General features: G+C 69.2%; 19 protein-coding genes. 5 read left to right on the forward strand and 14 right to left on the reverse strand.

All coding sequences use genetic code 11. The features are described from left to right. Positions 1-3: 3 nt before the first annotated feature. From IFT82_RS12730 to IFT82_RS12770, 9 genes are all read right to left on the reverse strand, one after another. Positions 4-1047 (reverse strand): protein-glutamate methylesterase/protein-glutamine glutaminase, encoded by a 1044-nt coding sequence (locus tag IFT82_RS12730; protein ID WP_192127286.1) that lies wholly within the window; start codon positions 1045-1047, stop codon positions 4-6. Further along, complete coding sequence (locus IFT82_RS12735; RefSeq protein WP_192127288.1) at positions 1044-1934, reverse strand: protein-glutamate O-methyltransferase CheR; 891 nt, start codon at positions 1932-1934, stop codon at positions 1044-1046. Before IFT82_RS12735 ends, IFT82_RS12730 begins: the two co-directional genes overlap by 4 nt. Next, the gene (locus IFT82_RS12740) at positions 1931-2425 is read right to left on the reverse strand and encodes a chemotaxis protein CheW (RefSeq protein ID WP_192127290.1); all 495 of its coding nucleotides are present in this window, start codon (positions 2423-2425) and stop codon (positions 1931-1933) included. Before IFT82_RS12740 ends, IFT82_RS12735 begins: the two co-directional genes overlap by 4 nt. After that, positions 2422-4701, reverse strand: coding sequence for a chemotaxis protein CheW (locus tag IFT82_RS12745; RefSeq protein WP_192127292.1), 2280 nt, complete (start codon positions 4699-4701; stop codon positions 2422-2424). Before IFT82_RS12745 ends, IFT82_RS12740 begins: the two co-directional genes overlap by 4 nt. Further along, entirely contained in the window at positions 4698-5063 is a 366-nt protein-coding gene (locus IFT82_RS12750) for a response regulator (protein WP_192127294.1), read from the reverse strand. Before IFT82_RS12750 ends, IFT82_RS12745 begins: the two co-directional genes overlap by 4 nt. Then, a complete protein-coding gene (locus IFT82_RS12755) occupies positions 5060-5383 on the reverse strand; it encodes an STAS domain-containing protein (protein WP_192127422.1) in 324 nt (107 codons plus the stop codon). The genes IFT82_RS12750 and IFT82_RS12755 overlap by 4 nt, the downstream gene beginning before the upstream one ends. A gap of 10 nt (positions 5384-5393) precedes the next feature. Then, a complete protein-coding gene (motA, locus tag IFT82_RS12760; protein WP_192127296.1) occupies positions 5394-6278 on the reverse strand; it encodes a flagellar motor stator protein MotA in 885 nt (294 codons plus the stop codon). 78 nt (positions 6279-6356) lie between these two features. After that, positions 6357-7202, reverse strand: coding sequence for a class I SAM-dependent methyltransferase (locus tag IFT82_RS12765; protein ID WP_192127299.1), 846 nt, complete (start codon positions 7200-7202; stop codon positions 6357-6359). After that, positions 7199-9601, reverse strand: a complete 2403-nt coding sequence (locus IFT82_RS12770; RefSeq protein ID WP_192127301.1) for an HAD family hydrolase — start codon at positions 9599-9601, stop codon at positions 7199-7201. The genes IFT82_RS12765 and IFT82_RS12770 overlap by 4 nt, the downstream gene beginning before the upstream one ends. A gap of 121 nt (positions 9602-9722) precedes the next feature. On the opposite strand from IFT82_RS12770, the gene IFT82_RS12775 reads away from it, so the two are divergent. From IFT82_RS12775 to IFT82_RS12785, 3 genes are read left to right on the forward strand one after another with little or no spacing between them, the layout of a single operon-like run. Further along, the gene (locus IFT82_RS12775) at positions 9723-10076 is read left to right on the forward strand and encodes a flagellar biosynthesis regulator FlaF (RefSeq protein WP_192127303.1); all 354 of its coding nucleotides are present in this window, start codon (positions 9723-9725) and stop codon (positions 10074-10076) included. Between the two features lie 59 nt (positions 10077-10135). Further along, complete coding sequence (locus IFT82_RS12780; RefSeq protein WP_192127304.1) at positions 10136-10717, forward strand: LOG family protein; 582 nt, start codon at positions 10136-10138, stop codon at positions 10715-10717. Next, a complete protein-coding gene (locus IFT82_RS12785) occupies positions 10714-11676 on the forward strand; it encodes a phytoene/squalene synthase family protein (protein WP_446740970.1) in 963 nt (320 codons plus the stop codon). Before IFT82_RS12780 ends, IFT82_RS12785 begins: the two co-directional genes overlap by 4 nt. Positions 11677-11805: 129 nt before the next feature. Here IFT82_RS12785 and IFT82_RS12790 read toward each other — a convergent pair whose 3' ends face one another. The 4 genes from IFT82_RS12790 to IFT82_RS12805 are packed head-to-tail and all read right to left on the reverse strand — an operon-like array spanning position 11806 to position 15108. Beyond that, entirely contained in the window at positions 11806-12567 is a 762-nt protein-coding gene (locus IFT82_RS12790) for an exonuclease domain-containing protein (protein ID WP_192127306.1), read from the reverse strand. 23 nt (positions 12568-12590) lie between these two features. Next, positions 12591-13985 carry a phosphoglucomutase/phosphomannomutase PgmG gene (gene pgmG / locus IFT82_RS12795; protein WP_192127308.1) on the reverse strand — a complete coding sequence of 465 codons (1395 nt, stop codon included), beginning with the start codon at positions 13983-13985 and terminating at the stop codon, positions 12591-12593. Next, on the reverse strand, positions 13982-14260 hold the full coding sequence (locus tag IFT82_RS12800) for a J domain-containing protein (protein ID WP_192127310.1): 279 nt from the start codon (positions 14258-14260) through the stop codon (positions 13982-13984). Before IFT82_RS12800 ends, pgmG begins: the two co-directional genes overlap by 4 nt. Continuing rightward, positions 14257-15108, reverse strand: a complete 852-nt coding sequence (locus IFT82_RS12805; RefSeq protein ID WP_192127312.1) for a division plane positioning ATPase MipZ — start codon at positions 15106-15108, stop codon at positions 14257-14259. The genes IFT82_RS12800 and IFT82_RS12805 overlap by 4 nt, the downstream gene beginning before the upstream one ends. A 76-nt stretch (positions 15109-15184) precedes the next feature. On the opposite strand from IFT82_RS12805, the gene panC reads away from it, so the two are divergent. Both panC and IFT82_RS12815 read left to right on the forward strand, forming a co-directional pair. Then, the gene (gene panC / locus IFT82_RS12810; RefSeq protein WP_192127314.1) at positions 15185-16027 is read left to right on the forward strand and encodes a pantoate--beta-alanine ligase; all 843 of its coding nucleotides are present in this window, start codon (positions 15185-15187) and stop codon (positions 16025-16027) included. A 73-nt stretch (positions 16028-16100) separates the two neighbouring features. After that, positions 16101-16397 (forward strand): hypothetical protein, encoded by a 297-nt coding sequence (locus IFT82_RS12815; protein ID WP_192127316.1) that lies wholly within the window; start codon positions 16101-16103, stop codon positions 16395-16397. Between the two features lie 55 nt (positions 16398-16452). Here the strand turns inward: IFT82_RS12815 and topA are convergent, their stop codons facing one another. Continuing rightward, positions 16453-19053, reverse strand: a complete 2601-nt coding sequence (gene topA, locus IFT82_RS12820) for a type I DNA topoisomerase (protein WP_192127318.1) — start codon at positions 19051-19053, stop codon at positions 16453-16455. Positions 19054-19114 lie beyond the last annotated feature (61 nt).

Raw genomic sequence — 19114 nt, forward strand, 5'->3', positions numbered from 1 at the left:
TCGTTATGCTCCCACTTTCGCTTGACGCATGCCGCACGCCGCGAGGATCGCCTCGGGCATCGCGGACAGGCTCGTTTCCTTTTCGACCGCACCCAGCTCCATCGCTGCACGCGGCATCCCGTAGACCACGCAGCTTTCGCGCGACTGGCCGAGCGTGCGGGCCCCCGCCTGACGCATCGCCAGCAGCCCTTCGGCCCCGTCGCTGCCCATCCCGGTCAGGATCGCCCCCACCGCCGCCGCGCCGCGACGCGACGCGACGGAGTGGAACAGCACATCGACCGATGGGCGATGGCCGCTCACCAGATCGCCGGTGCGCAGGCGGATGACGCTGCCGGTGGTGCCGGCCAGTTCCATGTGCCGCTCGCCACCCGGCGCGATGTACGCGGTGCCGGCGACGATCGGCGCCCCGTCGCGCGCCTCCTCCACGTTGATCCGGCAATCGCGGTTCAGCCGTTCGGCGAAGCTGCCGGTGAAGGCGCCGGGCATGTGCTGGACGATCAGGATCGGCGGGCAATCCGCCGGCATCGCGCCCAGCAGCGAGAACAGCGCCTCGACTCCGCCGGTGGACGATCCGATCGCGATCAGCGCATCCTCGCGCGCCCGGCCGCCGGTGATCGGCGTGGCGGTGCGGACCGGGCCGCCGGGGCGGACCGCGGACCGCGCCGCCGCCTTCACCTTGGCCCGCAGCAGCGCACCGTCGCGCGCCAGTTCCTCGGCGCTGCCCGACGGCTTGGCGATGCAGTCGACCGCGCCCAGGCGCAGCGCCTCGATCGTCACCGCCGCGCCGCGCGCGGTCAGCGTCGAACACATCACCACCGGCATCGGCCGCAGCCGCATGATCCGCTCCAGGAAGGACAGCCCGTCCATCCCCGGCATCTCCACGTCGAGCGTGATGACGTCCGGCCGCAGCGTCTTGATCATCTCGCGCGCGGTGTTGGGTTCGGGCGCCTGGCCGACCACCTCGATCTCGGGGTCGGCAGACAGGATGCGGGTCAGCACCGCGCGGATCGCCGCGCTGTCGTCGACCACCAGGGCACGGATCGTCATCGCGCTGGCCCGTCCTGCCTGACGTAGATGGTCTGGCCGCACGCCTTCATCTTCGCCGCCGCCGGCCCGATCAGCCGTTCGGAATGCCCGATGTACAGGTGGCCGCCGGGTGCCAGCTGGTCGACCAGCCGGGCCTCCAGTTCCGCCTTCGCGGCATCGTCGAAATAGATCATGACGTTGCGGCAGAAGATCGCGTCGTATTTCTGGCGCATCGGCCACGGCGCGAACAGGTTCAGCACCCGCGCGGTCACCATCGCCCGCGCCTCCTCGGCGATGGCGAAGTCGCCGCCGGGGCCGGGCTTCACCCACGCCGCCCGGTAATCGGCCGGGATCGCGGACACGATGTTGTCGGCATAGGTCGCCCGCTGCACGTTCTCCACCATCGGCGGCGACAGGTCGGTCGCCAGCAGCTTCACGTCGGCGTTGCGCAGCCATCCCGCCTGCCCGCGGTCACGCCCCAGCAGGCAGAGCGCGATCGTGTAGACCTCCTCGCCGCTGGAACAGCCCGCCGACCAGATGCGGACGGGCCGATGGCGCGCCGCCTCCTTCAGCGTCGGGATCACCTCGGCCTTGAAGTGCTCGAAATGATGGTTCTCGCGAAAGAAATGCGTGTGGTTGGTGGTCAGCGACACCACCATCGCCGCCCGTTCCTGCGCATCAGACTGCACCAGCCGGACATAGTCGCGGAAGGTGGACAGCCCGTGCATCCGCAGCCGCCGCGACAGTCGTCCGTGGACCAGCGTCTTCTTGATATCGGTCAAGTGGATGCGGGCATCGCTCTGCATGATCGCGGCGATCGCCGCGAACTCGGCATTGCCGAGCGGCGGACCGTTCGTGCCGTGCTCGGGCGCCGTCGCGCTGCCAAGGGAAAGGGCGGCGTCGGTCACGCGGCGAGATCCAGCTGGCGCGTCAGCGCCAGCGCGTCGAGATCGAGCAGCAGCACCATGATGCCGTCGGTGCTGCCCTGCGCGGCCTCGATCGTGCGCGACGTGGTCTTGACCAGCCCGGCGATCACGCTCGGCTCGCCGACCTCGACATCGGGGGCGGGACGAATTTCCGAATCCTTGATGAGGACGATGTCCGCCACCTCGTCCACCAGGAAGCCGGCCTGCTTGCCGTCGACGTTGACGACCAGGATGCACGACCGCGCGTGGATCACGCTCGGCGTCCAGCCCAGCCGTTCGGCGAGGCCGACGACGGGCACCACGGTGCCGCGCAGGTTGGTCACGCCCTTGATGTACGACGGCACGCCCGGCAGCGGGGTCGGCTCGTCCCATTCGCGGATCTCGATCAGCGAGGCCATGTCGATCCCGAAGATCTGCTCGCCGAGGGAGAAGGTGACGATCTTGCGCTCGTCGGATGCTTGCGTGCTGCTCATGCGGCCAGTCCTTTCTGGGGGTAGCGGTTCAGGGGGGCGGACGGGCCGACCAGTGCCTCGATATCGAGGATCAGGGCGATCGAACCGTCGCCGAGGATGGTGGCGCCGCCCAGGCCGCGGATCGGGTGGAGATTCTGGTCGAGGCTCTTGATGACGACCTCGCGGCGGTCGTCGATCGTGTCGACCATCAGACCGACATGGCCCGCGGTCTCGCTCTCGACGATGATGACCAGCGATTCCTCCGGCGTGCGCGCATCGTTGTCCGCGAAGCCGAAGGTGCGGGTCAGGCGGCGGACGGGCAGGTAGTTGCCACGCAGCTCGATCACCTCGCCGGTCGTCGTGGTCGGGCGGACCTGGCCCGGTTCGGGCTGTACCGTCTCGATCACGTTGGCCAGCGGCAGCACGAAGCGCTGCCCCGCCAGCCGCACGATCATCCCTTCGAGGATGGCGAGCGTCAGCGGCAGCACCATCGTGAAGGTCGTGCCCTTGCCGGGGGTCGAGGCGATCTCGACCCGCCCGCCCAGCGCCTCGACGTTCGATCGCACCACATCCATGCCGACGCCGCGACCGGAGATGTTCGAGATCGTCTCCGCCGTCGAGAAGCCCGGCGCGCAGATCAGCTGGTCGATCTCCTCGTCGGTCAGCACCGCGTCGGGGGCGACGATGCCCTTCTCGACCGCCTTGGCACGCACCCGCGCGCGGTCGATGCCGCCGCCGTCGTCGGCGACCCGCACGAAAATGCGCGCGCCCTTCTGTTCGGCGGACAGCTTGATCGTGCCCTGCGCGGGCTTGCCGGCGGCCAGCCGCTTCTCCGGGCTTTCGATACCGTGGTCGACGGCGTTGCGGATCATGTGGGTCAGCGGGTCGCCGATCTTTTCGATCACGCCCTTGTCGACCTCGGTCGTCTCGCCCGTCGTCTCCAGCGTCACCTGCTTGCCGGTTTCGGCGGACAGGTCGCGCAGCATCCGGGGCACGCGGCTGAACGCCTGCTTGATCGGCTGCGCGCGCAGCGACATCACCGTGTCTTGGATCTCGCGCGTCAGGCGCGACAGTTGCGGCAGTTCGACGCGTTCCTGATCCTTGGGGCTGAGCCGATCCGCCAGGATCGAGCCGCGGATCACCAGTTCGCCGACCAGGTTGAGCAGCATGTCGAGCTTGGTCAGATCGACGCGGATCGTCTGCGCCGCGACCTCGTGCGTGCGCTGCACCTCCGCCTCGTCGACGCGCACCGGTGCGGGGCGCACCGGCGGCGGGGCGACCGGCGCCACGGCGGCCGGCACCGGCGGCACGGGCGCGGCGGCGATCGGGGTCGCGATCAGCGTCGGCACCTCGGCCAAGGCGACTGGCGCGGGCACCGGCGCCGGTACCGGTGCCGGCACGGGGGCCACCGCGAGCGGCGCCGCGATCGCGGTCGACACGATGTCCGGCGATATCTCGCGGACGATGTCGACGATCGATTCAGGCGCGACGAAATCGAAACAGTCGCCGATCGCCGATTCCTCGACCGTACCGGGCACGCTGATCGTCCAGCCGAGATAGGCGTGTTCGGGTTCCAGGTCGCGCAGCGACGGCAGGCGCGACAGGTCGACGCCGGTGATGGTGCCGCCGAGCATCTCCAGCTCGCGCACGATCAGCATCGGCTCGCCGCCATTGGCGAGCGCCGCGTCGGAGGGGACGAAGGTGACCGTCCAGGGCAGCGGTGCATCCGCGACCACCGGCTGGGCATCGTCGAGCAGGTCGAGCGTCACCGTGACCGGCTCGAACCCGAACGGATCGAACGGCTCGACCGAGGCGGTGACGGGCTCGAACCCGAACGGATCGTCCTCGACCACCGCGACGGGCGCGGGGGCGGGCGCGGCGGCCACAGGCGCGGGCGCCGCCTCCGCCACGCCGCGATCGGCCAGCACCTGGTCAAGCGCGGCGGCGACGGCGGCATCGGCGGGCAGCGGGCTCGTCCCCTGCGCGGCGGCGACATGGTCGGCCAGCACGTCGAACGCGGTCAGCATCACGCGGGTGACGCCCGGCGTCGGGGCGATCCGGCCGGCGCGCACCTCGTCCAGCACGTTCTCGAACCGGTGCGAGAAGGCGGTCAGCGCGGCATGGCCGAACGCGCCCGCGCCGCCCTTGATCGAATGGACCGCGCGGAACACGCCGGCGATCACCCCGGCGGAAACGTCGCCGTCCGCCATGGCCGACAGGCCCGCTTCCGCGGTGGCCAGACCCTCGGCGCATTCCTCGAAGAAGATCGCCTGGATATCGTCGAGATCGTCGCTCACGGGCAGACGCGGCGGATCGCCGTTCCCAGCTTGGTGGCGTCGAACGGCTTGGTGATCCAGCCGGTCGCCCCGGCCTGACGCGCGCGCGCCTTCTTCTCGTCGGAGAATTCGGTGGACAGGACCAGGATCGGCACGCCGCGGAATTCCGGCTTGGCGCGCACCGCCTCGATCAGCTCGAACCCGTCCATCTCGGGCATGTTGATGTCGGTGATGAGCAGATCGGGCTTCACCTCGATCATGCGCTCCAGCCCGTGGCGGCCGTCATTGGCCGCCTCGATCGTGAACCCCTGCGCGGTCAGCGACGCCTTCAGCAGCATTCGCATGCTGGCTGAATCATCGACGGTAAGGATGGTCTTGCTCACGAGTTCAGTTCCTTCTGGCTTTCGAGCCCGATCGCCTCGGCGAGCCGGCAATGGGTGACGCGCTCCACGAAGGCCGCGCTCGGATCGACGATGGCGAAGCGGCGACCGGCCGCGACCGCTTCCGCATGGGCGGCGATCAGCAGCTGCAGCGTCGCCTGCCCGATGCTTTCGACCTGCGATGCGTCGACCTCGATCAGGTCGTCGAAGTCGGCGGCCAGCACCAGCCGGACGCGGATGTCCTCGGCGGTGACGGTGGTGCAGTGAGCGGGCAGGCACACCATGCGGTCGGTCGGGGCACCCGGCCCGGTGATCGACGGCATGGGCGACGGCTCAGGCGGGAACAGCGTTGAAGTCATTTTTCGCCTCTTCGAGTGCGGTTTCCAGCTGGTGGAAGGTGGGGGCCTTGGCGGAAGGGGTCATGCGCCGGGCGATCTCGATCGCGACCTGCGTCGGCAGCCCCTGGGCGTGCGCGACGATCGCGGTCTTGACGATGCCGAACGGCTTGCTGTCGCCCTCGATGGTTTCCTGAAGCTTGGCGGCGAGCGGCCCGACCAGGCAGTAGGCAAGCAGCACGCCCATGAACGTGCCGACCAGCGCGCCGCCGATCATCGCGCCCAGCACCTCGGTCGGCTGGTCGATCGATCCCATCGTCTTGATGACGCCCAGCACCGCGGCGACGATGCCGATCGCGGGCAGGCCGTCGGCCATCTGCTGCAGCGCGTGCTGCGGGGCCAGCTCCTCGTGATGGTGCTTCTCGATGTCGTTTTCCATCGCCTCGGCGATCTGGTGCGGGTCCTCGAAGCTGACCGTCATCATGCGCAGGTAGTCGCACACGAACTCCACCAGGTGATGGTCGGCGAGGATGCGGGGATAGCGCGAGAAGAAGCTGCTTTCCTTGGGGTTGTCGAGATGCGGCTCGATCGCGGTGGCGCCGCCCTTCTTGAAGGCGGACAACAGGCCGTAGAGCAGCGTCAGCAGGTCCTTGTAGTCGCTGTCCTTCCAGCGACCGCCCTTGAACGAGCGGACCAGCCCCTTGCCGGCCAGCTTCACCGTCGGCATGGAATTGGAGACGATGAACGCCCCGATCGCCGCGCCGCCGATGGCCATCATCTCGTGCGGCAAGGCGTGCAGCACGATATCCATCTTGCCGCCGGAGATGATGAAGCTGCCGAACACGCAACCGAGGATGACGAGAAGGCCGACGGCATTCAGCATGATGAAAGGGCCGATCCGAAACAGAAGTGTAGGGAGATTATAGGACGACCGCCGCGGCGCCGGTCGATCCGCGCCGGATTATGCCGCGATGCGCAGCCGCGACGCCGGCACGCGGGCGGCGCGATCCTGCCAGTCGATCACCGCGCAATAGTTGCGCAGGCGATTCTCCTCCATCCGGGCGAGCAGCGGGTTGTCGTGGAACGGCAGCAGCTGCGCCGCCACGTCGCCGCTCCACGGCGCATCCGCCGCAAAGACGACGCCCAGCCCGAACACCGCCGGCAAGAACGCAAACGCCAGTTCGCGGCCATCGGCGCGCGCGCCGGCAACGAAATCCTCCACCGCGGTCAGCACGCCGTTCGCTGGCCCGCCCTCGTGCGCGGCGAAGGCGAACTGCCCCGCGCCGCGGAACCCGCCGCCGGGGACGAGGCCCTTATTGCCCGGCACCACGCCATCGTCGAAGCTGTGCGGATGCCGCACCCCAGCCGGAATGCGCGCCGGCGCGTAATAGGAGTCGCGCCGCCCGCACGGCCAGTTCACGTCGTGCATGAACGCCAGCAGCGGCTTGCCGTCGCGCTGCGACAGCCGGTCGGCGATCGCCAGTTCGTTTGACACCGTGTAATAATTATGGTCGCCGTCGATCACCCAGGCATCGACATGGTCCAGCGTCGGCATCGCCTCCAGGCTGGCCTGCGCTAGATGGCGGACATGGGGGGCACCCGCCACCCAGTCGAGGAACTGGGGCTTGGGGCTGGGATCGATGCTTGTCAGCCGGCCGCCGGCCGCCACCGCATGATCGGCAAGATGCTGCGACATGCCGCCGAACTCCGCGCCGACCTCCACGATCTCGCGTGCGCCGGCCTTGTCCAGGCAACCAAGGATAATGGCGGAAAATTCGCTCATCGAATGAATCAGCAGGTCGGTCATGCAACGGCTCCGGTCAGGGCGGTGGGGGTGGTGGCGGCCGGTACGGCGGCCTCGCGGTCGACGAGCGGGCGGAACACGACCGCCAGCATCATGGGCTGGGTACCGCCGACGGGCGGCACCATCAGGAAGGATTCGGCATCGTCGCACCGGAACAGGTGCGGGCCGACCTGTTCCATGCCTTCGCACGACGGCATGGCGGGGATCGTCACCTGGTCGCCGATCGTCTCGCCGGCCAGAAAGGCGGCGACGGGCAGGAACGATACCGACTGGATTTGCAGCCATTCGTAACGGCGGCCGAACTGGACGCCGACCGTGTACTGACCTCGCCCGACCGGGATCGCCGCGACGTGATAGCCGTCGTGCGTCGGCGTCGCCGCGACACTGTCGGTGAAGGCGTCCTGCCCGTCGACGAGCAGCAACGGCACGTCGATCGTGCAGTCGCAAAAATCGGCGTAGCGAAGGTCCAGCCCGAAGCGCCGCTGCGCCAGCAGGGCGAGGCTGGTCGGCAACCCCTGCCCGCGCAGTTCGGCCGGCAGGAACATCCGCTGCGACCGCTTGAGATAGAACAGCCCGCGCTCGCGCAGGCCGGTGGCGGCATGGCCCGGATCGAACAGCGCGACCCGGTGATCGGTACCCAGATTGGTGTCGTGCTCGAACTGCGCCAGCACCTCCAGCTCCTGCGGCAACGGCAGATAGAGGAACCGGGCGAGCGTCGCGACCGCCGCCTGCCGCGCCGATTCCGCGCCCGCCGGATCGGCGGCGCGGATCACCGCCGCGCCGTGGTCGTGCGCATAGCGCACGCACCCGGCCTGCACCGCGCTGCGCACCTCGCTCTGGCGGCCCTTGATACCGACCTCGGCCCGCACCGGCGCGCCGTCGGCATAATCGATCACTGACCCTTGCGCGACGGTACACAGCTGCTCGATCACCGCGATCGTTCCCATGAACGCGCTCAGCGCCTCGGCATCGTGATGGCGGTGATCGATCATGCCGCGCTTGTCGCGCCCGGTCGGCAGGTTTTCCGACAGCAGCAGGTAACGGCCCGCGACGTGGACGCCCAGCCGGCGCGACAGCACCACCTCGACATTGTCCTGCACGGTACCGTTATAGCCTAGGTCGACCAGCATCAGCGTATCGCCAGCTGCGGGGTCGACCACGTGCCGCAGATAATCGATCAGACGGTCTGCGAACGCCGCCCCCCGTGCCGCGATCACCGGCGTCAACGGTCCCGCCCCCACCGCCTCGGCGATGGCATAGGCCCCACGCTCGGTGGGTAAACTGTCGATCAGCGTCGTGATCTCGTCGTCGGCCAGCAGCAACTGGCGCAGGAAATGACGCCCCGAATCGTCGCCGATTTCGGCATGGACGAAATCAGCGATCGCGCCGGGTTCGCCCAGTCTCACCGCCGCCGCGGTGAAGCGGCTGATCTCTACGGTGTGGGCAACCCGGTCCGGCATCATCGCCGCGAACGTCTCGTGCGGCAGGTGACCGTCGCGCAGCAGGAACAGCAGGTGGACCCGGCCACCGCGCGCGGCCTGCAGCGCGTCGGCTTCGTCCGCCAGCCAGCGGGCGAAAGTCGTGAGCATCGGCCCCAGAACGCCGTACCCCAGCGCCGATGCGGCGTCCGGCTGTTGCGGCTCGCCGATCGCGATCGCCGCGCGGTGCGGCTGGAAACCGGGGGCGTTGGCGGACATCAGCGCACCCGCCGCCTTTTCCTGGCGCAGCCGCTGCACCGCATGGGCGCCGAACTGGATCAGGTGCCGCGTGCGCAGGCCATGGCGCGCACCCGCCTCCGCATCGGCACGGGGATTGTCGCCAACGTGCAGGATGCGATCGGGCCGCACCTTCGTCCGGCGCAGCATTACGTCGAACAGTCCCTCGCCCTTGGCGGCGCGGTAGTCGCACGAACAGAATATGTGATCGATCAGGTCGGCGACCGCATCGCCCGCCGCGGCGCGGATTAGCCCGGCGAGCTGGTCGCGCTCCAGATAGGTGTCGCTGACTACCACAATCGGCATCCCACGCCGCTTGGCCGCCCGCATCAGCGCGACGGTGGGAGCGAAGGCGTGGCAATGCCGCGCCTCCACCGCGATCTCGTGCGCGACCCGCGCCTCGCGCTCGGCGGCGTCGGCTTCAGGCAGCAGCGCGGCATAGATTTCGCGCAGCGTCACTTCGCCCGACCGCTGATGGGCCAGCAACTGCCGCTTGCGCGCCGCCGCCTCGCCCCGGATGCGCTGATCGGGGGTGATCCCGTCCAGCAGCGCGAACAGATCGGACGGCGCATGGACGTCGCGCCATAGCAGCGTGTCGAAACAGTCGAGCGACAGCATCCGGATGCCACCGACCCCGTCGAGCGCTGTCGCCAGCTGGTGCGGCAGGATGGTTTCAGGGGAGGACATGGCCGGCGGCTCCGTGCTGGATCGGTCCCTCATCGGGACGTTTGCACGCTTTATAGGACGCATCGAGCCCCGGCGGCGCTCGCGCGTCCTAGAATAGCGTCATCCCCTGACTGGAGAGACCATGTCCCTGTCCGCGTATCAACGTGTCCGTACGCTTACGGAAACCCCGCGTGCCATGGAGTGCCGGCTGATCCGCGAGATCACCGGCGACCTGATCGGCGCGCGCGACGCCGGCGCCACCGGTATCTCGCTGGCCCCCGTGCTGTTCCGCAACCGCGAGATGTGGGGCGCGTTCGGCACGGCCTGCGGCGCGCGCGGCAACATGCTGCCCGATGGCCTGCGTGCCTCGATCGTGTCGCTCAGCCTGTGGGTCGACCGCTACACCAGCGACGTGATCGCCGGCCGCGATGTGATCGAACCCCTGATCGACGTCAACCGGCAGGTGCTGGAGGGCTTGCAAAGCTTTCCCGGCTGACGGGCGGCCCCTCCCGTCGGGCCTTGTCCGGCCGGGATCGATCCCGTAGCGGACGGGCCATGAAACGCCTTGCCATCTATTGCGGGTCGGCCACGCCCGCCGACCCGCTCTACCTCCACGCCGCGCGCGACGTGGGCCGCACGCTCGCGGAACGCGGCATCGGCGTCGTCTATGGCGGCGGGCGCCTGGGCCTGATGGGCGCGGTGGCGGATGGCGCCTTGGCGGCGGGCGGCGAGGTGATCGGCGTGATCCCGCAGGCGCTGGTCGATGCGGAGGTCGCGCATCGCGGCCTGACCGAACTCCACGTCGTCGGCGGGATGCACGAACGCAAGAGCCGCTTCACCGACCTGGCGGACGGTTTCGTCACCATCCCCGGCGGCACCGGGACGATGGACGAATTGTGGGAAGCGCTCAGCTGGGCGCAGCTCGGCTATCATGCCGATCCCGTCGGGCTGCTCAACACTGCCGGCTATTATGACGAACTGATCGCGTTCTGGGCGAAGATGGCGACGGTCGGCTTCCTGCGCCCGCAGCACCGCGATCTGCTGATCGTCGCGGATACGCTGCCCGTGCTGCTCGACCGGATGGCGGCGCACGTCCCGACCCAGCCGATCGTGCGGATGAGCGCCGCCGACCTTTGACGCCACCGCCAACTTCGCCACTGCCCACCGATCGCGCCGCGATCGTCGCCGCCGCGCACGCCTCGATCGCGCGCGGATCGAAGAGCTTCGCCGCCGCCAGCACGCTGTTCGATCGCCCGACGCGCGAACGGGCCTGGCTGCTCTACGCCTGGTGCCGCGCGTGCGACGACATCGCCGACGGGCAGGATCACGGCCACGGCATGACCCGCGTCGACGATGCGCCCGCCCGCCTGATCGATCTGACGGCGCGGACCGAGGCGGCGCTGGCGGGCGAGGTCGTCGGCGACGTGGCGTTCGATGCGCTGCGGGTGGTCGCGGCCGAAACGCGGATGCCGCCGGCCTGGCCACGCGCGCTGATCGCGGGGTTCGCGCTGGATGCGGCGGAATGGCGGCCGCAGACCGAGGACGACCTGTACCGTTATTGCTACCATGTCGCCGGGGTGGTCGGCTGCATGATGGCGGTGGTGATGGGGGTGGCGGCGGACGACGACGCGACGCTCGACCGCGCCTGCGATCTGGGCATGGCGTTCCAGCTCGCCAACATCGCCCGCGATATCGAGGAGGACGACCGCGCCGGCCGCCGCTACCTGCCCGCCGAGTGGCTGGCGGAGGCCGGCATCGGCCCGGACGAACCGCTGTTCCCCGCGCACACGCCGCACCTCGCGGTCCTCGCTCGCCGCCTCGCGACCCGCGCCGCCGCGTTCGAGGAAAGTGCCCGTCGCGGCACCCCCGCCCTGCCCCCGCGCGCGGCATGGGCGGTGCTGGCCGCCGCCAACATCTATGGCGCGATCGGCCGCACCGTCGCCGCGCGCGGCGAACGCGCATGGGATACCCGTGTCGGTACGTCGAAGGCGGCGAAGATCGGCTTCATCGTGCGCGCGGCATACGAGGTGCAGGGTCGCACCCGCCTATATCCCCCCGTCCCCCGCGATCCGGGGCTATGGACGCGGCCGCGGTAAACCGTCGCCTGAATAAACCCGTCCGTCATTGCGAGCGTAGCGAAGCAATCCAGTGCCAAGTGCGTGGGACCCTGGATTGCTTCGCTACGCTCGCAATGACGGACAGGGTCAGTCCGCGGTTATCACAGTTTACAGCAGCAGTTCCTGCGGCGTCATCCGGCCGACATGGCCGCCGCCGCGCCGCCGCGCCATCTCCGTCTCCGCAGTGAAGCGGATATCGGGATCGCGGTCGCCGAGGAAACCGATCAGGCTCTCCTCCTCGATCTCGCGCCATTCCTTGCCGCGATCGGGGCCGTAGCGCACGCGCGGCAACAGTCCCGGCGCCTTCGACCATTCGATCAGTTGCGCCACCGACGCCTCGTTCAACTGGTCGCGCAGGTGATGCGCGGTGACGTAGCTGTCGGGAAAGGCGCGGTGGATCGGCAGGCCGCGTTCGTGGATCATCCCCTCGGGCTTGCGCCAGTAGCGCAGCACCTGGTTGGAGAAGCTGGGGCTGTCCGGCCACAACCGCAGCGCGCATTTCCACGTGCAGATCCAGTCCGCGCCGTGCGTCAGCGACGGGGTGCAGAACTGTTCCTCGAAACTCGCGCGGTGTGCCGCCAGCGCGATGCGGCGCGGCCATGGATCGAGCACCGGCCGCGCGACATCGTGCCACCAGCGCGCCTCGGCCACGTCCTCGTCGCGGATATGGTGGATCGCCATCGTGATCGGCGGGATCGGCCGGCCGGGATTGACGAGGATGCTGCCGCCCTCGCCATACAGTTCCCAGCGCCCGTCCTTGCCCAGCGCCACGTCCTGCCAGCCGATCTCCAGCACCGCATGGGCAGGCGGTGCGTTGCCGGTGGTTTCGAGGTCGATGACGCGGATGATCTGCGGTTGGGGCGGAGGCATGACCCCCATGTGGGTGATGAACGCTAAAAAATCGAGATGCCGGGTGCGCGCATGATGCCGCACGCCGTCAGATGCGTATCCACCGTCGCCAGGATACGGGCAAGGCCCTCGGCATCCGTCGCCTCGGCGCGGATCGTCACCGCCGCTTCGGTGTTGGACGAACGCAACAGCCACCAACCGTCCGCCGCCGTCACCCGCACGCCATCGGTCGTGTCGGCGGTCATCCCCGCCGCATCGAGTCGGGCCGCGACCTCCGCCACGACCGCCAGCTTGCGATCCTCCGGCACGGGGATACGCAGGTCGGGGGTCGATACGCAGGCCGGCATCGCATCGCGCAGTTCGGCCAGCGAGCGGCCGGACAGGCACACCGCACGGATCAGCCGTACCGCCGCATAGAGCGCGTCGTCGAACCCGTACCAGTCCTGCGCGAAGAAGATGTGGCCGGACAGCTCGCCCGCCAGCGGTGCGCCCGTCTCGACCATCTTGGCCTTGATCGGGCTGTGGCCGGTCCGCGCGATACAGGGCACGCCGCCTAGCGCCGCGATCCGGTCGAACACCGTCTGGCTCGCCTTCACGTCGGCGATGATGGTCGCGCCGGGCAGTTCGCGCAGCAGCGGTTCCGCCAGGATCGCGAGGATGCGGTCGCCCCACAATACCCGGCCCTGCCCGTCGATCGCGCCGATCCGGTCGCCATCGCCATCGAACGCCAGCCCGAGATCGAGCCGCTTCGCGGCGACCAGCGCGCGCAGGTCGGCCAGATTGGCCTCGTCGCCCGGATCGGGGTGATGATGGGGGAAACGGCCATCGGGTTCGACGTGCAGCAGGTGATGCTCGCCCGGCAGCAGCGCCGTCAGCCGTTCGACCGCCGGCCCCGCCGCGCCGTTGCCGCAGTCCCAGCCGATCCGCAGGCCGCCGCCGCCGGCGATGTCCCAGCCCGCCATCAGCCGCGCGACGTAATCGCCCAGCACATCGATGTCGGTGACGGTGCCGGCTCCCTCGGTCCAGTCGCCCGCCGCCGCGATTCCCGCAAGGTCCGCGATGTCGTCGCCCCAGAACGGGCGATGGCCCAGCACCAGCTTGAACCCGTTATGATCGACCGGATTGTGGCTACCGGTCACCACGATGCCGCCATCCACCCCCAGCACCGCCTCCGCATAATACAGCATCGGCGATGGGCACAGGCCGATCCGCACCACGTCGACGCCCCCCGCCGCCAGTCCCTCGACCAGCGCCGCCTCCAGCATCGGCGACGACAACCGGCCATCGCGCCCCACCACCACGCGGTGGCCACCGGCATGGCGGATGCAGGTCGCGAAGCTGCGCCCGACCGCATGGGCATCCGCCGCGCCCAGCATGTCGCCGACGACGCCGCGAATGTCGTATTCGCGCAGGACGGTGGGATCGAACCGGTGGCTCACCGCTCCGGCGCGATCCCGTCACCCGTCGGTCGCCCGACCAGCACGTCGCGCGCGGCGTTGATGCGCCGCGCGAGTTCGGTCGATCCGCCGCGATCGGGATGCACGCCCGCCAGCAGCCGGCGGTGCGCCGCCCGGATCGCCGCCGCATCCGCGCGCGGGCCGACGCCCAGCACCGCGCGCGCCTCCACCTCCTCGGCGGCCATGCGGCGCTTGCCCGACGGTTTCAGATATTTCCATGCCGCCCAGATCAGCAGGGCGGCGATCAGCCACTTCACGCCGCGACGTCCGGCACGGTCGGACCCGGCGGGGTGACATCGGGCCGGGCGGCATCAGGCGATACGTCCGCCTCGCCCGGCGTCACCTCGGGCAGTTGCAGCGCCGCCATCATCTCGCGCAGTTCCTGCCGGGCGGCGACATGGCCGATGCCCATCGATCCGAACTCGCGCGCATCGATCATCGTCAGCCCCTGCGGAAACATCTCGCGATAGATCACGCGTTCGCCCAGACCCGGGATGATCCGGAACCCGACCCGCTTCGACAGTTGCGCCAGCGCATCCGACACGCGGCGCATGTTGCGTGCTTCGATATGCTGCAACCGGTTGCGCAGCACGACCCAGTCGATCGTCGTCCCGTCCGCCCGCGCCCGCTGCTTGCGCGCATCCCAGATCAGTTCGGAATAGAAGGACGGGCGCGTCACCTGGAACGTGTCGGGATCGACCTGCCCGATCAGGTCGAAATCGACGAAGCTGTCGTTCATCGGCGTGACCAGCGTGTTCGACAGCGTCGCGGCGGTGCGCGCGAAGGGATCGTCGCGCCCCGGCGTGTCGACGATCAGGAAATCGCAGTCGGTGATCAGCGAATGCCACGTCTCCGCGAAGAAATCCTCGCTCGCCCCGTCATGCGTCGCATGGCGCGGCATCGGCAGGTCGATACCACGGCTGCGGATCGTGGCGGCGCGGTTGTCCAGATACCGGCCGACGGTGCGCTGGCGATGGTCCAGATCCATGCACGACACGCGCGCGCCCCGGGCCGCCAGGGCGATGGCGACATGGACCGCGGTGGTCGACTTGCCCGTCCCGCCCTTCTCGTTGGCGAAGACGATGATATGCGGGCCGCTCGACAACGCCCATTCCCCTGTTGATCCTACCTGTTTGGCTTCATAGAAGCCCTGCCCGCATTGTTCGAGGGGGAAGTTGCCCGTGCTGACCGTCCGTGATCTGGAAGAGCTGCGCGCCCGCGTCGCGGGCTGGCGCGCGGCGGGCGACCGGGTCGCGCTGGTGCCGACGATGGGCGCGCTCCACGCCGGCCACATGGCCCTGGTGGAGGCGGCGCGGCGCGGCGGGACGCGGGTGGTGGCCTCGATTTTCGTCAACCCGCGCCAGTTCGGCCCGAACGAGGACCTCGCCCGTTATCCCCGGCGCGAGATGGCGGACGCGCGGCTGCTGGCGGAGCATGGCTGCGACCTGCTCTGGGCCCCCACGGTCGAGACGATGTACCCTGCCGGTTTCGCCACCACCATCTCCGTCGCGGGGGTGAGCGACGGACTGGACGGCGCCGCCCGCCCCGGCCATTTCGACGGGGTCGCCACCGTCGTCGCCAAGCTGCTGGGCCAGGTCCGCCCCGACAGCGCCTGGTTCGGCGAGAAGGATTTCCAGCAACTGGCGGTGATCCGCCGCCTCGTCGCCGATCTCGATCTCGACGTGGCGATCATGGGCGTGCCGACCCAGCGGGACGACGACGGTCTCGCCCTGTCGTCGCGCAACATCTATCTCGACGAGGGCGAACGCGCCCGCGCGGTCGCGCTGCCCCGCGCGCTCGGCATCGCCGCCCGCGCGATCGGTCGCGGCGAATCGCCCGCCGCCGTGCTCGCCGATGCCTATGCCGCACTCCATGCTGCCGGATTCGTCGTCGATTATGTCGAGCTGGTCGATGCCGAGACGCTTGCCCCCGCCACGGCAGCGGGACGGCCGCTGCGCCTGCTGGCGGCGGCGCGGATGGGGGCGACCCGGCTGATCGACAACGTACCGGTCGAATCCGCCTGAGTCCGCGCCTGCGTTAACCATTTGGTTAAACGAATCGATGCAGGATGCGCCCATAGGAAAACAGGATTTTCACATGGGCAGCAGCATCAAGTCCGCGCTCTTTCTGGCCGAATCCCGTCTGGCGGATGCGGCAAGGGGCGATGGTAACGCACTCTACGATCTGGGCATCAGCTACCAGACCGGCACCGCCGGCGTCGCGATCGATCTGATCGAGGCACACAAATGGTTCAACCTCGCCGCCGTCGCCGGCCTTGAGGAAGCGCAGGACGCGCGCAGCGCGGTCGCCGGCGACATGACCGCCCGCGAAATCGCCCGCGCGCAGGCCGCCGCGCGCGCGTGGCTCGGCTCGGTGCAGCAGGGTACGGCGTAAGACACCCTCCCTATCCTTCGCGCCGGAAGGATGGGGAGGATCATCGATACAGCCGCTATTCCGCCGGCTTCTTCTTGGCCGTTGCCTTCTTCGCGGCGGGCTTCTTCGCGGCCGGCTTTTTGGCGGCAGGCTGGTCCGCTTCGGGCTCCTTCTTGGCCGCCGCCTTCTTGGCGGGGGCCTTCTTCGCGGGCGCCTTCTTCTTCGGTTTGGGTGCCGCCGCCGCGCGCGCGTCGATCAGGCTGGCGGCTTCCTCCAGCGTCAACTGGTCGGGCGTCACCGACTTGGGCAGGGTCGCGTTGGTTTCGCCGTCCGTGACATATGCGCCGTAGCGGCCCTCCATCACCTTCAGTTCCAGTTCCGTGCGCGGATGCTTGCCCAGCTCCTTCAGCGGCGGCTTGGCCGCGCCGCGCGCCGGGCGGCCACCGCCCGCCGCCGCCTCGGCCAGCTTGACCACCGCCGCGTTCATCCCCGTCTCGAACACGTCCGCCGTGGTCTGCAACCGCGCATATTTGCCGGCATGGGCCAGATAGGGGCCATAGCGCCCGATCGAGGCGGTGATGTCCTCGCCGGTCTCGGGATGCTTGCCGATCGTGCGCGGCAGGCTGAGCAGCTTCAGCGCCCATTCCAGATCGAGTTCGATATCCTTGGGGATCGACGCGCGTTTGGCGTCCTTGCCCTCGCCCAGCTGGATATAGGGGCCGAACCGCCCCGACTTGCGCTCGACCGGCAGGTCGGTCGCCGGGTCCTTGCCCAGCGTCTCCGGTCCCGTATCCTCATCGGCGCTGCCGCCCTGCGCGAAGCGGCGGGTATATTTGCACTCGGGATAGTTCGAACACGCCACGAACGCGCCGAACCGGCCGCCGCGCAGCGCCAGCTTGCCCTCGCCGCAATTGGGGCACAGGCGCGGGTCGCCGCCGTCCGCCTTGTCGGGGAACAGGTAGGGCGCGAGGAAGATGTCGAGTTCGGCGGTGATCGCGCTCGGCTGCTGCTCCATCACATCGACGGTCAGCGGCTTGAAATCGCGCCAGAACGCCTCCAGCACCGCCTGCCACTGCGCGCGGCCGCCGGACACGTCGTCCAGTTCCTCTTCCAGATCGGCGGTATAGTCGAACCCGACATATTTCGGGAAGAACCGCTCCAGGAACGCCGTCACCAGCCGTCCGCTCTCCTCCGCGAAGAACCGGTTCTTCTCGATCCGCACATAGGCGCGGTCCTTCAGCGTCTTGATGATCGAGGCATAGGTGGAGGGGCGGCCGATCCCCAGTTCCTCCATCCGCTTGACCAGCGACGCTTCGGAGAAGCGCGGCGGCGGCTGGGTGAAATGCTGTTCGGCGTCGACGCCCTTCTTCGCCGGGGCATCGCCCTCGCGCATCCGGGGCAGGCGGCGCGATTCCTCGTCCGCCGAATCGTCGGTCCCTTCCTCGTAAAGCGCGAGATAGCCGGGGAACAGCACCACCTGCCCGGTCGCGCGCAGCACGTGGCGGCCGGTGCCCTCGGCCAGTTCCACCGTCGTCCGCTCGAACCGCGCCGACGCCATCTGGCTGGCCAGCGCGCGCTTGAAGATCAGGTCGTACAGCCGCGCGTGATCGCCGCCGCCGGCCTTGTCCTTGCCGAAATCGGTCGGGCGGATCGCCTCGTGCGCTTCCTGCGCGTTCTTGGCCTTGGTCTGATATTGCCGGGGCTTGTCCGGTACATAGCCAGCGTCATAGCGATTCGCGATGGCGAGGCGCGCGGCGGAGATGGCGCTGCCGTCCATCTGCACGCCGTCCGTCCGCATGTACGTGATCGCGCCGTCCTCGTATAACCCTTGCGCGATCCGCATCGTGTGATCGGCGGAAAAGCCCAGTTTGCGCGCCGCCTCCTGTTGCAGGGTGGAGGTGGTGAAGGGCGGCGGCGGGTTGCGCGTGCCGGGCTTGGTTTCGACCGACTGGACCGAGAAGCGTCCCTCCTCGACCGCGGCCTTCGCACGCAGCGCATCGCCCTCGTTACCGATCGACAGCCGGTCGAGCTTGGTGCCTTCCCACTGGACGAGGCGGGCGGTGAATGGCGTGCCGTCCTGCTCCATCCGCGCGGTGACGGACCAGTATTCCTGCGCGCGGAACGCCTCGATCTCGCGCTCGCGCTGCACGATCAGGCGCAGCGCCACCGACTGGACGCGGCCGGCCGACTTCGCGCCGGGCAGCTTGCGCCACAGCACCGGCGACAGCGTGAAGCCGACGAGGTAGTCGAGCGCGCGCCGTGCCCGGTACGCGTCGATCAGGTCGGTATCCAGTTCGCGCGGGGCCTTCATCGCCGCCAGGATCGCAGGCTTGGTGATCGCGTTGAACGTCACGCGCTGCACGTCCTTGGGCAACGCCTTGCGCCCGCGCAGCACCTCCTGCACGTGCCACGAGATCGCCTCGCCCTCGCGATCGGGATCGGTCGCCAGGATCAGGCGGTCGGCGGTCTTCGACAGGTCGGCGATCGCCTTCAGCTGCTTGGCCTTATCCGCGTAATTTTCCCACTCCATCGCGAACCCCTCGTCGGGGTTCACCGATCCGTCCTTGGGCGGCAGGTCGCGGACATGGCCGTAACTGGCGAGGACCCGGTAGTCGCTGCCGAGATATTTTTCGATGGTCTTCGCCTTGGCGGGCGATTCGACGATGACGAGCTGCATAAGCGGTCGATGATGTCCTTACGTGTATGCGCGAGGGTGGCGACGACCACCTGCCCGCGTC

The organism is Sphingomonas sp. CFBP 8760, assembly GCF_014841615.1.
Taxonomy (GTDB): Bacteria; Pseudomonadota; Alphaproteobacteria; order Sphingomonadales; family Sphingomonadaceae; genus Sphingomonas.